At 73.0% G+C, this 12,618-nt stretch carries 15 protein-coding genes; 8 read left to right on the top strand and 7 right to left on the bottom strand.

Going from position 1 to position 12,618, the window contains the following annotated elements; translation table 11 throughout:
• Window positions 1-98 precede the first annotated feature (98 nt).
• The 3 genes from ABZV77_RS31395 to ABZV77_RS31385 all read left to right on the top strand — a co-directional run bounded on the left by ABZV77_RS31395 (window position 99) and on the right by ABZV77_RS31385 (window position 3,085).
• The gene (locus ABZV77_RS31395) at window positions 99-815 is read left to right on the top strand and encodes a DUF2293 domain-containing protein (RefSeq protein WP_356264073.1); all 717 of its coding nucleotides are present in this window, start codon (window positions 99-101) and stop codon (window positions 813-815) included.
• Window positions 816-992: 177 nt separating this feature from the next.
• On the top strand, window positions 993-1,472 hold the full coding sequence (locus tag ABZV77_RS31390; protein ID WP_356264070.1) for an anthrone oxygenase family protein: 480 nt from the start codon (window positions 993-995) through the stop codon (window positions 1,470-1,472).
• Between the two features lie 95 nt (window positions 1,473-1,567).
• A complete protein-coding gene (locus ABZV77_RS31385; protein ID WP_356264067.1) occupies window positions 1,568-3,085 on the top strand; it encodes a glutamate synthase subunit beta in 1,518 nt (505 codons plus the stop codon).
• Window positions 3,086-3,106: 21 nt separating this feature from the next.
• Here ABZV77_RS31385 and ABZV77_RS31380 read toward each other — a convergent pair whose 3' ends face one another.
• The 3 genes from ABZV77_RS31380 to ABZV77_RS31370 all read right to left on the bottom strand — a co-directional run bounded on the left by ABZV77_RS31380 (window position 3,107) and on the right by ABZV77_RS31370 (window position 5,124).
• Window positions 3,107-3,904, bottom strand: a complete 798-nt coding sequence (locus ABZV77_RS31380; protein WP_356264064.1) for an SAM-dependent methyltransferase — start codon at window positions 3,902-3,904, stop codon at window positions 3,107-3,109.
• Window positions 3,905-3,944: 40 nt separating this feature from the next.
• Window positions 3,945-4,160, bottom strand: a complete 216-nt coding sequence (locus ABZV77_RS31375) for a DUF397 domain-containing protein (RefSeq protein WP_356264515.1) — start codon at window positions 4,158-4,160, stop codon at window positions 3,945-3,947.
• Window positions 4,161-4,263: 103 nt separating this feature from the next.
• Complete coding sequence (locus ABZV77_RS31370; protein WP_356264062.1) at window positions 4,264-5,124, bottom strand: helix-turn-helix transcriptional regulator; 861 nt, start codon at window positions 5,122-5,124, stop codon at window positions 4,264-4,266.
• Window positions 5,125-5,282: 158 nt separating this feature from the next.
• Between ABZV77_RS31370 and ABZV77_RS31365 the strand changes: the two genes are divergently transcribed.
• Complete coding sequence (locus tag ABZV77_RS31365; protein WP_356264060.1) at window positions 5,283-5,786, top strand: ATP-binding protein; 504 nt, start codon at window positions 5,283-5,285, stop codon at window positions 5,784-5,786.
• A gap of 90 nt (window positions 5,787-5,876) precedes the next feature.
• Window positions 5,877-6,296 (top strand): hypothetical protein, encoded by a 420-nt coding sequence (locus ABZV77_RS31360; RefSeq protein WP_356264057.1) that lies wholly within the window; start codon window positions 5,877-5,879, stop codon window positions 6,294-6,296.
• A gap of 120 nt (window positions 6,297-6,416) precedes the next feature.
• Here the strand turns inward: ABZV77_RS31360 and ABZV77_RS31355 are convergent, their stop codons facing one another.
• The 4 genes from ABZV77_RS31355 to ABZV77_RS31340 form a co-directional block, all read right to left on the bottom strand.
• On the bottom strand, window positions 6,417-6,596 hold the full coding sequence (locus tag ABZV77_RS31355; protein WP_356264528.1) for a hypothetical protein: 180 nt from the start codon (window positions 6,594-6,596) through the stop codon (window positions 6,417-6,419).
• 167 nt (window positions 6,597-6,763) lie between these two features.
• On the bottom strand, window positions 6,764-7,447 hold the full coding sequence (locus ABZV77_RS31350) for a DUF899 domain-containing protein (RefSeq protein WP_356264054.1): 684 nt from the start codon (window positions 7,445-7,447) through the stop codon (window positions 6,764-6,766).
• A 101-nt stretch (window positions 7,448-7,548) separates the two neighbouring features.
• Complete coding sequence (locus tag ABZV77_RS31345) at window positions 7,549-8,784, bottom strand: cytochrome P450 (protein WP_356264051.1); 1,236 nt, start codon at window positions 8,782-8,784, stop codon at window positions 7,549-7,551.
• Between the two features lie 39 nt (window positions 8,785-8,823).
• A complete protein-coding gene (locus ABZV77_RS31340; protein ID WP_356264048.1) occupies window positions 8,824-10,197 on the bottom strand; it encodes an amidohydrolase in 1,374 nt (457 codons plus the stop codon).
• Between the two features lie 126 nt (window positions 10,198-10,323).
• Between ABZV77_RS31340 and ABZV77_RS31335 the strand changes: the two genes are divergently transcribed.
• The 3 genes from ABZV77_RS31335 to ABZV77_RS31325 all read left to right on the top strand — a co-directional run bounded on the left by ABZV77_RS31335 (window position 10,324) and on the right by ABZV77_RS31325 (window position 12,614).
• Entirely contained in the window at window positions 10,324-11,280 is a 957-nt protein-coding gene (locus tag ABZV77_RS31335; protein ID WP_356264045.1) for an endonuclease/exonuclease/phosphatase family protein, read from the top strand.
• Between the two features lie 159 nt (window positions 11,281-11,439).
• Window positions 11,440-11,991, top strand: coding sequence for an FABP family protein (locus tag ABZV77_RS31330; RefSeq protein ID WP_356264042.1), 552 nt, complete (start codon window positions 11,440-11,442; stop codon window positions 11,989-11,991).
• On the top strand, window positions 11,988-12,614 hold the full coding sequence (locus ABZV77_RS31325) for a 2'-5' RNA ligase family protein (protein WP_356264039.1): 627 nt from the start codon (window positions 11,988-11,990) through the stop codon (window positions 12,612-12,614). Before ABZV77_RS31330 ends, ABZV77_RS31325 begins: the two co-directional genes overlap by 4 nt.
• Window positions 12,615-12,618: the final 4 nt, after the last annotated feature.

Here is a 12,618-nt window from a genome sequence, read left to right as displayed (position 1 = left end):
CCCATGATGCCGGGCGCCGCCACGACTGCGGGAAAGCGGTGGGGCCTCAAGGGCGGCGGTGCGGCTTCGCCGGGAGCGGTCGCGGGGATGAGAGGGGCATGGCGAGCTCCCCCGTATCCCCCGGCGCCCCCGCCGACTCTGCCGATCCTGCCGCCCGCGCCGGACTCGTGGTCTTCCAGCCGTTGAAGCGGCGGCGCTGCGCGGAGTGCCACGCCGGACCGCTTCCGCTGGTCGCCCTGGAAGCCGGTGAGCCGCGCTGCCTGGACTGCGCCGACCTGGGGCACCTCGTGTACCTGCCGCGCGGCGACACGGCGCTCACCCGCCGGGCCCGCGAGGGCAGCGGGCTCTCGGCGGTCGTCGTCCGCTTCCACCGGCGCCGCGCCCGGTACGAGCGGCAGGGCGTCCTCGTCGAGGAGGCCGCGCTCGTCCGCGCCGAGGAGCGCTGCCTGGCGGACGCGGAGGCAAGGGCGCGGCGCCGGTCCCGCGACGCGGCGCGCCGGGCCGCGGAGGACGTCCGGTTCACGGAGGCGTTCGCCGCGGAGATCCACCGGCTCTTCCCCGGCTGCCCCCTGGACCGCGCCCGCGCCATCGCCGCGCACGCCTCGGTGCGGGGCAGCGGCCGGGTGGGGCGCAGCGCGGCGGGCCGGGCCCTGTCCGAGGGGGCGGTGACGGCCGCGGTCGCGGCGGCGGTGCGCCACACGGCCACGCCGTACGACCGGCTGCTGATGAGCGGGGTGCCCCGCGGGGAGGCGCGGCGGCGGATCGCCGCCACGGTGCAGACGACCCTGCACGGATGGCGCGCGCAGAGGCCGTAGATCGCAGGGCACAGCCCCCTCCCCCCTCCCCCGAGACGACGGCGCATGCGGCCGCGACCGTCGCGTATGGCATTCGTCGGCCTGCGGGAATTGACTTGTGGTGACGGGGCGCCGGGTTGCAGGATCACTCGCTGCCCGCCATCCGCTGTAACCGCCCCAGTCTCCACGGGAGTTGTCATGATCGACGGACCGTACTTCGTGCTCGCCGTGCTCGGGGCGCTCGCCTGCGGCCTCGCCGCGGGTGTCTTCGCCGGATTCTCGACCTTCGTGATGAAGGGCCTTGCCGCGCTGCCTCCGGCCCAGGGCATAGCCGCGATGAACCGCATCAACGTCGCCGCGGTCACCCCGGCGTTCATGGCCGTGTTCATGGGGGCCGCGGCGCTCTGCGCAGTGCTCGCCGTCGTGACGTTCGTGCTCTGGCCGGACGAGGGCACGGTCGAGCTGCTGCTCGGCAGCGCGCTGTACCTCGTCGGCTCGTTCGGAGTGACCATCGCGGCGAACGTGCCGCGCAACGACGCGCTCGCCAAGGTCGACGAGGACAGCGCGGAGGGCGCCGCGTACTGGCGTACGTACGTCAGTGAGTGGACCGCGTGGAACCACGTCCGCACCGTCGCGTCACTCGCCGCGACCGCGTCCTTCATCCTTGCCCTGACCTGACCTCCGCGGCCGGTTCCCGGCCCCCGTCCGCGCGCCGGGCGCCGCGGCCCGACCCGTCGTATGGTGACAAGAAAGCCTGCGCGAGGGAGACGGCCATGGCCGACCCCAAGGGCTTCCTCACCACCTCCCGCCAGGAATGGCCGCGCCGCCCCGTCGCGGAGCGGGTCCAGGACTGGGAGGAGGTGTACGTGCCCGGGGCGCTGCTGCCCATCGTGGAACGGCAGGCGGACCGCTGCATGGACTGCGGGGTCCCCTTCTGCCACGAGGCGTGCCCGCTCGGCAATCTCATCCCCGACTGGAACGACCTGGTCTCCCGTGCCGACTGGCACGCGGCGGCGGAGCGGCTGCACGCCACGAACAACTTCCCGGAGTTCACCGGGCGGCTCTGTCCCGCCCCGTGCGAGGCGGGCTGCGTCCTCGCCATCAACCAGCCCGCCGTGACGATCAAGAACGTCGAAGTCGCCGTCGCCGACCGCATCTGGGCCGACGGCCTCGCCCCGCCGCGGCCCCCGGAGCGCCTCTCCGGCCGGACCGTCGCCGTCGTCGGATCGGGGCCCGCGGGTCTCGCGGCCGCGCAGCAGCTGACGCGCGCCGGGCACACCGTCGCGGTGTACGAGCGGGACGACCGGCCCGGGGGGCTGCTGCGGTACGGGATCCCGGCCTTCAAGATGGAGAAGGTCCATCTGGAGCGCAGGCTGGGGCAGTTGGCCGCCGAGGGCGTGCGTTTCCGTACGTCGACCGAGGTCGGGCGGGACGTGGACGCGGCGGAGCTGCGCCGCCGGTACGACGCGGTGGTGCTGGCCGTCGGGGCCACGGCGTGGCGGGACCTGGACGTGCCGGGGCGGGAGCTGGCCGGGATCGAGCAGGCCATGGTGTATCTGCCGCTCGCCAACCGCGTGTGCGAGGGGGAGCTGGCCGCATCGCCGCTGAGCGCCGCCGACAAGCACGTCGTCATCGTGGGCGGCGGCGACACGGGCGCCGACTGCCTGGGCACGGCGATCCGCGAAGGGGCGGCGACCGTCACGCAGTTGGACATCTACGCCCGCCCCGACGTGTCCCGCGACGAGGCGACGGAGCCCTGGCCCACGTACCCGAAGGTCCACCGGCTCTCCCCGGCGCACGAAGAGGCCGGGGAGCTGCGGACCGCCCCCGCGGCCGACACCGGGACCGGCACGGGCACCGGCACCGACGCGCGCCTGTTCGCGGCGTCCACGCTCCGCTTCGGCGGCGACGCCTCGGGCCACGTCCGCACCCTGCACCTCACGGAGGTCGACGCGGCCCGGCGCCCCCTGCCGGGCACGGATCAAGAGCTCCCGGCCGACCTGGTCCTGCTCGCGCTCGGCTTCTCCGGCCCCGACCGCACGACGGGCGGCCTGCTCGACCAGCTCGGCGTGGACCTCGACGGGCGGGGTGCGCTCCTCGCCCGCGACGAGCACTTCGCGACGAACGTCCCCGGCGTCTTCGCGACCGGCGACGCGGCGCGCGGCCAGTCGCTCGTGGTCTGGGCGATCGCGGAGGGCCGCGCGACGGCGGCCGCGGTGGACCGCTGGCTGACCGGCTCGACGGAGCTCCCGTCGCCGATCACACCGCACGACCGCCCGATGACGGCGTGACCGGGGCGGCGCCCGGCACCGTCAGGGCTTCCGCGCCACCGCGCCGTACCCCGGAGTGGGACCCTCCGCCGACTCCGGTGTCCACTCGCCCAGCTCCGGCTTCCACCGGTCGAGGACCGCCACTCCGGGCACCACCAGCTCGTACCCCTCGAAGAAGCGTTCCACCTCGGCCTGGGTGCGCAGCGCCAGCGTCATGCCACGCGCCTTGTAGAGCTCACCGGCCTGCTTCGCCGTGTCCGGGGTGAAGTCGGCCGTGCCGTGCGACAGCATCAGGTGACTGCCGGGCGGCAGCTCCCGCATCAGCCGGTCCACCAGGTCGTACGCGCCGTCCTCGTCCGCGATGAAGTGCAGCAGCGCGACCAGGCAGAGGGCCACGGGCCGTTCGAGGTCGAGGACCTTGGCGGCCTCTTCGAGGATCCGCTCCGGCTCGCGGAAGTCCGCCTGGATGTACTCGGTGACGCCCTGCGGGGTCGAGCGCAGCAGCGCGGCGGCGTGGGCGAGGACGATGGGGTCGTTGTCGCAGTAGACGACGCGGGTCTCGGGGGCGATCCCCTGGGCGATCTGGTGGAGGTTCGGCTCGGTCGGTATGCCGGTGCCGATGTCCAGGAACTGCCGTACGCCCTGGGAGGCGAGCCAGCGCGTGGCGCGCTGCATGAACGCCCGGTTGGCCCGCGCCGTCGTCAGGACCCGCCCGTCCATGGCGACGAGCTGCCGCCCCATCTCCTCGTCCACGGGGTAGTTGTCCTTGCCCCCGAGGAACCAGTCGTACATCCGCGCGGGGTGCGGCTTACTCGTGTCGATGTACGACGAGTCGGTCATGCGAACTCCAAGCAGCGGATGAACGGGGGACGTCACGCGGTCACGACAGCAGGAAGTCCGCTTCGCCCGCCTTTGCCCCCTGGATGAACGCGTTGATCTCCCCGAACGTGTAGATGAGCGCGGGGCCGTCGGGGTCGGCGGACTGGCGCACGGCCACCCGTCCGTCGGCCAGCTTCATGGCCTCCAGGCAGTTGCCGCCGTTGCCGCCGCTCCAGGGCTTGTGCCAGCCCTCGGTGCCCAGGTCGCGGGCGGGCATGCCGTTGTAGATCCGGGATTCCCTGATCTCGCTGCGCGAGTCGTCGCGGGCCCCGGGTGAACGCGGACCGGCAGGGCGCGTTCCGGATCGGTGTCGGTCCATGTCACAGCTCCTTGCGGAGGTCCCGAAGGATCTCCTTCGTGCGTTGTGCGGTGGCGGCCTGCGCCGCCATGCGGTCCATGACCTCCAGGTGGGTGGCCACCTCGGTGCGCGCGTCGAGGTAGACGGCGCCGGTCAGGTACTCGCTGTAGACCATGTCGGGCAGCTCCGCCATGGCGAAGCGGAAGAGCACGAACGGTCCGAACGTGCCGGGATGCGGACCCGCCGCGAAGGTCGCGACCTGCAGCGTGACATGGGGCAGTTCGGCGGCTTCGAGCAGCCGGTCGACCTGGCCCCGCATCACCTCCGCGTCGCCCACGGGCCTGCGCAGCGCAGTCTCGTCCATCACCACCCACAGGCGGGGCGCGTCCTCACGGGTGAGCAGCGCCTGGCGCTCCATGCGCAGCGCCACATACCGCTCGATGTCCGCGGGCCTGGTCTGGCCGATGGCGCCGGAGCGCATCACTCCGCGCGCGTACTCCTCGGTCTGCAGGAGTCCCGGCACGAAGTGGGGTTCGTACGACCTGATGAGGCTGGCGGCCCCTTCCAGGCTGACGTACATGCTGAACCAGCCGGGCAGGATGTCGTGGAACCGCTGCCACCAGCCGGGCTTGTTGGCCTCCTCGGCGAGCATGACGAAGGCGTCGGCCTCGTCGTCCGCGATTCCGTACGACTTCAGGAGCAGCTGGAGGTACGGGATCTTCAGCGCGACCTCGGCCGTCTCCATCCGCCGGACGGTGGCGGGGGCGACGCGCAGGATCTTCGCTGCCTCCTCGCGTTTCAGGCCCGCGCTCTCGCGCAGGTCCTGCAGGCGACGACCGAGAACGACCTGGCCGACGGTCGGCGCGGACCGCGGTTCGCTCACGTCTCCTACCTCCACCTGACTCCGCGTTGCTTCAACTCACACCGCACCGCGAGCTGTAGCGAGCAGTGTGCCATGCGCCGTCACGAAGGAACACGCCACTGTGCACTTTTCAGAGTGGGTCTTGCCAAGGTGTTCTGGGCGGGGCGATAGTGGAGAGCGTGACTCCGCCCGCGCCGTTACGAACCGAAGCCGCCGGAGGCCGTCTTGGCGATCTCGCCGAGGCCCGGCCCGAGGACGCCGAGGTCTGCGTCAGTTTCGCTCTCGCACCTCGTCCGGGCTCCGTCGCACAGGCCAGACGCCTGATGCGTACGCAGCTGGACGGGTGGGCGGTGAGCGACGACGACGCCTGCGACGCGGCGGCACTCGTTCTCTCCGAACTGGTCACCAATGCCGTGGTGCACACCGCGAGCCGGCGGATCATCTGCGAGCTCTGCGCAGATCCGGAGAAGCTGCGAATAGCCGTACGTGACGAGGGCCGCGGTTCAGGGATGCCGCGCCCGGTGCACAGGGGGGCCGACGAGGAGCATGGGAGGGGGCTGCTTCTTGTCGACGCGGTGAGCAGCGCGTGGGGCGTCCACGACGCGGGGCCCGGTATCGGGCGGACGGTGTGGGCGGAGTTGCGGCGGACGGGATCGTCGGCGACGACGACGGCGTACGCGTAGAGGCATCGAAGCACAGCGGCACAGAACGGAACGATCGAGCGTGGCAGTGGCACGGGCGGGGGGCATGTGAGCGCGGGTACGGTGCGGCCGTTGGATCTGAACACCTTGGTCCGTCTGTCGCGACGGCGGCAGCGCGCCGGGAGATCGACACCGCCGCTCCTGCGGCTCGATCTCCCCGCGGGCATGACCGAGCCGCTCGGCTGCGACGCGGTGGCGGTGCCCGCGGCGTTCGGGCCCCGGCTGATGTCCCGGCTGCCCCGCGTGGGGTGTGTGTACGAGGACGGGGCGCGCTGGTGGTGGATCGTGCCCGCGGACTCCGACGTCGCCATGGAGTGGCCCGCTCCTGCCGCCTACTCGGCGGGGGCGGTGGTGCGGGACGCGGACTGCCGTCCTGTGCTCATCAATCGTCCTGCGGACGACGTCCCCTATACACCGCCGATTCCGCTGTATCTGGCGCTGTGCCGGGTGACGGGAACCACGCCGGGGTGGTCTCGGGCCCTCAGCGCGTGAGCGCTCCGCTGGGTTGGGCGGTGTGGGGTTCGGGGGGCCTTGGGGCGGTTGCCTGGCTGCGGGTAGGTGGGGGCTTGTCGCGCAGTTCCCCGCGCCCCTGAACCCTCCCCCGAGCGTTCCCTACGCTGCCGCTGCCAGTTCCCCGCGCACGATCACCAGGAAGGCGTCCGAGGCGAGGTCCATGACGACCTCGGCGGGCTGGCCCTCCTGGCGCCGGTCCCGCGCGAACTCCTCCGCGGGCCACGATCCGCGCGGTCCGCCCGCGGGAAAACGTTCCAGTACCACTCGCTCGTTCATCATGATCCCTGTCCCCCGTTGTCGTTCCGTTGCGTGCGCTGTCCGAAGACTCTGTATCGAGGAGAACGCGCGGGACGGGCCCGTGGATGCGCAACGTGACGGAATCGAGACGGAGTTGGGGCATTTCCCAGGGTTCTCCCCTGGACCTTCCGGTGCCCGGCTCCGTCCGCTCAGTGCTCGTACTCGTCGTGGTACCTGACCCGCGCGCTGCCCGCGGGAGCCCCGTACACCGACGCACGCCCCGCGGGCAGCTCCCACTCCTCCTGTCGGCCGAGCGCGGTGAGGTCGAGGAGGCTCGTGGTGGAGCCGATGCCGTCCAGGCCGCGGGCGAACGTCGCGTACGTGTGGAAGATCCGGTCGCCGTACCTCAGGAAGCAGTTGATCGCGGGGACGTCGTGGGGCTCCTCGGGCGAGGACGCCAGGAAGTCGTAGTTGAAGTCGCCGCCGTTCGTCGAGTACCAGGGCACGGTCCAGCCCATCCGGGCCTTGAACGTCAGCAGCTTGGTGAAGGGCGCGCGCGACACGGCGACGAAGTTCGTGGACCGGGCCCGCAGGTGCGCGAGGTGCCCGATCTGGTCGAGGAAACCGGAGCAACTGCGGCAGCCCGCATCCCATTCGGGGGCGAACATGAAGTGGTAGACGATCAGCTGGTCCCTGCCGTCGAAGAGGTCGAGCAGGGTCGCCTTGCCGTCGGAGCCGTCGAAGTAGTACTCCTTGTCGACCTCGGCCATCGGCAGCCCGCGCCGCTCGGCGTTGAGCGCGTCGCGGGCGCGGGTGGCCGCCTTCTCCTTGGCCAGCAGCTCCTCGCGCGCGAGGAGCCACTCCTCGCGCGTGACGATCTCCGGAAGTCCCATGGTGTGTCTCCTCCACCCGTCGGGCGCATACGTCTGCGAAGGGTGGACCGGCGGGCTTCCCGGAACTCATCGCTCGCGGGCGAAGAAGTTCCGGAGAACTTTCAGAGGGTCACCGGGAGTTCGAGCAGACCCCGGGAACGGATCGACGGGCGCCACCGGATGTCGTCCCTGGGGACGGCGAGCGCGAGGCGCGGGAAGCGTTCGATCAGGGCGCCGACCGCGATCTCGGTCTCCAGGCGGGCGAGGGGCGCGCCGAGGCAGTGGTGGATGCCGTGGCCGAGGGCGACGTGTCCGGCGGTGGCGCGGTCGAGGTCGAGGCGGTCGGGGTCGGGGAAGCGCCCGGGGTCGCGGTTGGCCGAGCCGATCGAGAGCAGCACGGTCTCGCCCGCGGGCACGGTGACGCCCGCGATCGTGACGTCCCGCAGGGGAAAGCGGCGGATGGCGAGCGGTGCGGGCCCGTCGTAGCGCTGGAACTCCTCGACGGCCGCGGGGAGCCGGGCGGGGTCGGCCCGCAGCGCGGCGAGCTGGTCCGGGTGGTCGAGGAGGGCGAGCACGGCGTTGCCGATGAGGTGGACGGTGTTCTCGTACCCGGCGAAGAGGATGAGGAAGGCGAGCGACATCAGCTCGTCCTCGCTCAGCCGGTCCCCCGCGTCCCGCACCGCGATCAGGTCGGAGAGCAGGTCGTCGTCGGGGCTCTGCCGCTTCTCCGCGATGAGCCCGGTGAAGAAGCCGAGCATGGCGACGACTCCCTGCTTCGCCTTCTCCGGGTGTGCGGGGTCGGGCGCGAGGAGGGCGTCGGTCCACTCCCGGAAGTCGCGGCGGCTCCCGTCCGGCACCCCGAGGAGGTCGCAGATGACGGTGATGGGCAGCGGTGCGGCGTAGGCGGCGACGAGGTCGGCGCGGCCGAGGGGTGCGACGGCGTCGAGGAGGGTGTCGGCGGTGCGCCGGACGGGTGCGCGCAGCCGTTCGACGCGGCGCCTGGTGAAGGCACGGCCGACCAGGCCGCGGATGCGGGTGTGGTCCGGCGGGTCCATGTTGAGGAGGTTGGCGTCGAGGGCGGGCGGCAGCGCGAGGCCGCGGTAACCGCCGGGCAGGGCGTGGCTCTTGTCGAGCGAGAGCAGCGGGTTCGCGAGGGCCTCGCGGACGTCGTCGTACCGGGTGACGAGCCAGGCGGGGCTTCCGTCGGCGCCCGCGATCCGGTGCACGGGGGCGGTTTCGCGCAGCCGTGCACAGACCGCGTACGGGTCGTCGACGAGCCCCTCGGCCGGGTCCCGGCGTGCGGGCTCGTCCTGATTCCCCGGGGCCTGGTCCGTCCCCTGTGTCTTCGTCGTGGCCATGCCTCCCACCCTAGGCAGCCGCCCCCGCCCCCTCGGCCCCTACCCCTCGTACTCCTGGATCCGCTTCCCGTGGCTCCGGTCGACGAGTTCGGGCAGGAGTCCGCTCAACTCGCCGACGACGGAGGGCACGTCGAGGGTCAGCAGCTCGCGGTCGCGCATCAGGACCCGCCCGGCCACGATCGTGGTGCGTACGTCGCCGGAGCGCGCGCTGTGCACGAGCGTGGCCGCGAGGTCGTGCACCGGCTGGGTGTGCGGTCCTGTGATGTCGACGAGGACGATGTCGGCCTGCCGCCCCTCGGTGAGGCTCCCGATCTCCTCGCCGAGCCCGACGGCCCGCGCGCTCTGCAGGGTGGCGTGGTCCAGGGCCTGGCGGGCGGTGAGCCAGGTGGGGTCGCGCTCCACGGACTTCTGGACGAGTGCGGTGAGCGTCATGGACTCCCACACGTCGAGAGTGTTGTTGGACGCGGCGCCGTCGGTGGCCAGGCCGACCGGGACGCCCGCCTCGCGCAGCGCCCGCACGGGCGTCGTGTCCCAGCCGAACTTCAGATAGCCGCGGGGCGCGGAGGCGACGGCGACGCGTCCGCCGGAGCGCTCCGCCGCCCGGCGCAGGACCGGCAGGTCGCGGGCGGGATCGAGGCCGGTGACATGGGCGAGGAGCACATCGGTGTCGAGGAGTCCGGCGCGCTCCAGGACCTCGATGGGGGTGCGGCCGTGGCGGGCCAGGCTGTTGGCGGTCTGCTCGCGGTTCTCGGCGGCGTGGATGTGGACCAGCAGGCCGTGTTCCCCGGCGAGTTCCGCGGTCGCGGCGAGGTCGGCATCGTCGACGGTGTAGGGGGCGTGCGGGGCGAGGCAGGTGGTGATGCGGCCGTCGGCGGCGCCCCGCTGCCGGAGCGCGAAGTCGAGGGAGGCGGCGCGCCCTTCGGGGCCCTGCGTACTGAAGTAGGCCTGGCCGAGGACGGCGCGCAGGCCGCTCTCCGCGGTGGCGGCGGCCACCTCGTCCATGGCGAAGTAATGGTCGGCGAAGGTGGTGACTCCGGCGCGGATCATCTCGGCGCAGGCGAGCCGCGCGCCGAGCCCGACGACGCGGTCGGTCAGATTGGACTCGACGGGCCAGATCCAGTCGTTGAACCACGCGTGGGCGGGCAGGTCCTCGGCGAGGCCGCGCAGGGCCACCATCGGCGTGTGCGTGTGGCAGTTGACGAGTCCGGGGAGGGCGACGGTGCCCCGGCCGTCGACGTGAACGGCGCCCGGCGGCGCCTTCGGGCCGCCCGCCGTGACGGAGGCGATGGTTCCGTCCCGTACGACGATCGTGGCGTCCTCGACGAAGACGATCTCCCCCTGCGGATCGTGGGTCAGCGCGGTGCAGCCGGTGACGACGAGGTCGGCGGGGCCTTGCGGAGGAGGCGGCGTCATCTCTTCAAGGTAGTGCGAGTGCGCATCCGGCGGCCCTGTCGCGGGGACGGTTTCGCGGGCACGCTGGCCCCACCCGCCGATCGGCCGAGGGGACACGGACCAGGGAGTCGGACGAGGGAGTCGGCGATGATCATCGGCACGTGGAACCTGGAGAACCTCTACCGCCCCGGCGGGCCGTTCGGCCCCAAGGACAAGGCGGCGTACGAGGCGAAGCTGGCCTCGCTCGCGGCGACGGTCACCGCGCTGCGGCCGAGCGTCCTCGGTGTGCAGGAGGTCGGCGACCCGGCGGCGCTCGACGATCTGGCGGGCATGCTGGAGGGCACCTGGCACGTCACGCTCTCGCAGCACGCGGACGACCGGGGCATCCGGGTCGGCTTCCTGACCAGCCTGCCCGTCTTCGTCGTCGCCGACGAGGTCGGCCTCCCCGACCCGGTGCGGCCGGTGCAGACCGACGACTCGGGGCGGACGACGGCGCGGGCCGGGCGGGGGATCCTCGCGGTGACGGTGTCGACCCGGGCGTTCTTCTTCGACGCGGTCGTCTGCCACCTCAAGTCGAAGCTGCTCACCTACCCCGGCGGCCGCTTCTTCCCGCGCGACGAGGGCGAGCGCGCACGGTACGGCGCCTACGCCCTGTACCGCCGCGCGGCCGAGGCGACCGCGGTGCGCGCACTCGCCGACCAGCGGCTGCGGAACGACGGCCAGGAGCACCGGGTCGCGGTGCTCGGGGACCTCAACGACGAGGTCGGGGCCGCGACGACGCAAATGCTGCTCGGCCCGCCCGGCTCCGAGATCGGCACGCCGGGCTTCGACCGCCCGGACAAGGGCGACGCGACGCGGCTGTGGAACGTGGCGCCGCTGATCCCGGCCGACCAGCGCTTCTCCCGCATCCACGCGGGCCGCCGCGAACTCATCGACCACGTCCTGGTGAGCCGCGGCCTGATGGACCAGGTCCGCGGGGCGGGCACGGGCGCGCCGGGCGCCGCGGCGAACGCGCTGCCGTCGGTGGAGGAGGGGGACCCGGCGGTACGGAGGGATGCGCGGGGGTCGGACCATGCGCCGGTGTGGATACAGATCCAGCCGTAGCGGGGAGCTGAGGGGCGTATCGGCGGCGTGCGTGGTGCCGGGGGCGTACGTGGTGCCGGTGGCGAGTGGGCGGCGCACGTGGGTTCGGCGGGGCGCGAGCCCTAAGGTTGCTCCCGTCACCTCACCAGCCGTCCCTCGTCAGCCGCCAGGAGCCCCACCGTGTTCGACTCCGCGCCGGAGCAGCCGTACCCGTACCCCGAGAGCCACAGCCCGGACGCGGCGGCGCCCGCCCCGCACGCGCTGCTCACGCCCGTGCTCGGTCTGCTGGGCCGGTGGCACGGCCGGGGCCGGGGCGAATACCCCACGCTGCCCGCGGAGTTCACGTACGCGCAGGAGGTGACGTTCAGCCACGACGGCCGCCCCTTCCTCCGTTACGAGGCCAGGGCCTGGCTGCTCGACGCCGACGACGCCCCGCTGCGTCCCGCGGCGCGGGAGAGCGGCTGGTGGCGGCTGCAGCCCGACGGCCGGGTGGAGGCACTGGTCACCCAGCCCACCGGCATCGCGGAGATCGCGGTCGGCCACGCGGCCGGGGGCACGGTCGACCTCGCCACCCACGACGTGGCGCTCACCCCCACCGCCAAGGACGTCACCGCGACCCGCCGCCGCTACACGCTGACCGACGACGGCACGCTCACGTTCACCCACGATCTCGCGGCGGTGGGCCAGCCGTTGCAGCACCACCTCGCGGCACACCTGCGCCGCGCGCAGTGAGCACCGGGACACACGCACGCCCGGAGGGGGCCGGGGCTGCGGAGGCCGGGGAAGCGGAGCCGCACGGCTGGCCCGACCTCCCCGGCGACACGGCCCTGACCATCCGCATCCCCGAGGCGAACCCCCTGGTCCGGGCCGGTTTCCCGGCCCACGTGACGGTGCTCTACCCGTTCCTCAACGAGTCCCGCTTCACCCCGGCCACCCACACCGACCTGACGGACCTCTTCGCCGCCCGGCCCGCCTTCACCCTCACCTTCAGCGAGTTCCGCCGCTACCCGGGTGTCCTGTACCTCGCGCCGACCCCCGAGGCCCCCGTACGCGCCCTCACCGAGTCCCTCACGGACCACTGGCCACAGGCGCTCCCGTACCGCGGCATCTTCACCCCGCCCCTGGCACCCCACCTCACCCTGGCGAACGACGAGGGCCCCGACACCTGCGAAGCCGCCTACGACGCGCTGGAGTCGAGGCTCGCCCCGGCCCTCCCGCTGACCAGCCACGTGAGCAGCGTGCAGCTGATCGTGACGGACGGCCCGGGGAAGGGGTGGCGGGACCTCACGACGTACCGGCTGGGTACGGGCGTGTCACGCCCGCGTGAATCCGGTGTGGGGCCAATCAGGCCATAACGCC

This window comes from Streptomyces sp. NPDC004732 (assembly GCF_040609235.1).
Taxonomy (GTDB): domain Bacteria; phylum Actinomycetota; class Actinomycetes; order Streptomycetales; family Streptomycetaceae; genus Streptomyces.
Note: the sequence above shows the minus strand (reverse complement) of the source record. Positions and strands in the feature narration are given on the sequence as shown.

Coding starts and splice junctions, on each gene's coding strand:
- ABZV77_RS31395 (WP_356264073.1), top strand. CDS start 99: ATGGCGAGCTCCCCCGTATCCCCCGGCGCCCCCGCCGACTCTGCCGAT.
- ABZV77_RS31390 (WP_356264070.1), top strand. CDS start 993: ATGATCGACGGACCGTACTTCGTGCTCGCCGTGCTCGGGGCGCTCGCC.
- ABZV77_RS31385 (WP_356264067.1), top strand. CDS start 1,568: ATGGCCGACCCCAAGGGCTTCCTCACCACCTCCCGCCAGGAATGGCCG.
- ABZV77_RS31380 (WP_356264064.1), bottom strand. CDS start 3,904: ATGACCGACTCGTCGTACATCGACACGAGTAAGCCGCACCCCGCGCGG.
- ABZV77_RS31375 (WP_356264515.1), bottom strand. CDS start 4,160: ATGCCCGCCCGCGACCTGGGCACCGAGGGCTGGCACAAGCCCTGGAGC.
- ABZV77_RS31355 (WP_356264528.1), bottom strand. CDS start 6,596: ATGATGAACGAGCGAGTGGTACTGGAACGTTTTCCCGCGGGCGGACCG.
- ABZV77_RS31350 (WP_356264054.1), bottom strand. CDS start 7,447: ATGGGACTTCCGGAGATCGTCACGCGCGAGGAGTGGCTCCTCGCGCGC.
- ABZV77_RS31345 (WP_356264051.1), bottom strand. CDS start 8,784: ATGGCCACGACGAAGACACAGGGGACGGACCAGGCCCCGGGGAATCAG.
- ABZV77_RS31340 (WP_356264048.1), bottom strand. CDS start 10,197: ATGACGCCGCCTCCTCCGCAAGGCCCCGCCGACCTCGTCGTCACCGGC.
- ABZV77_RS31335 (WP_356264045.1), top strand. CDS start 10,324: ATGATCATCGGCACGTGGAACCTGGAGAACCTCTACCGCCCCGGCGGG.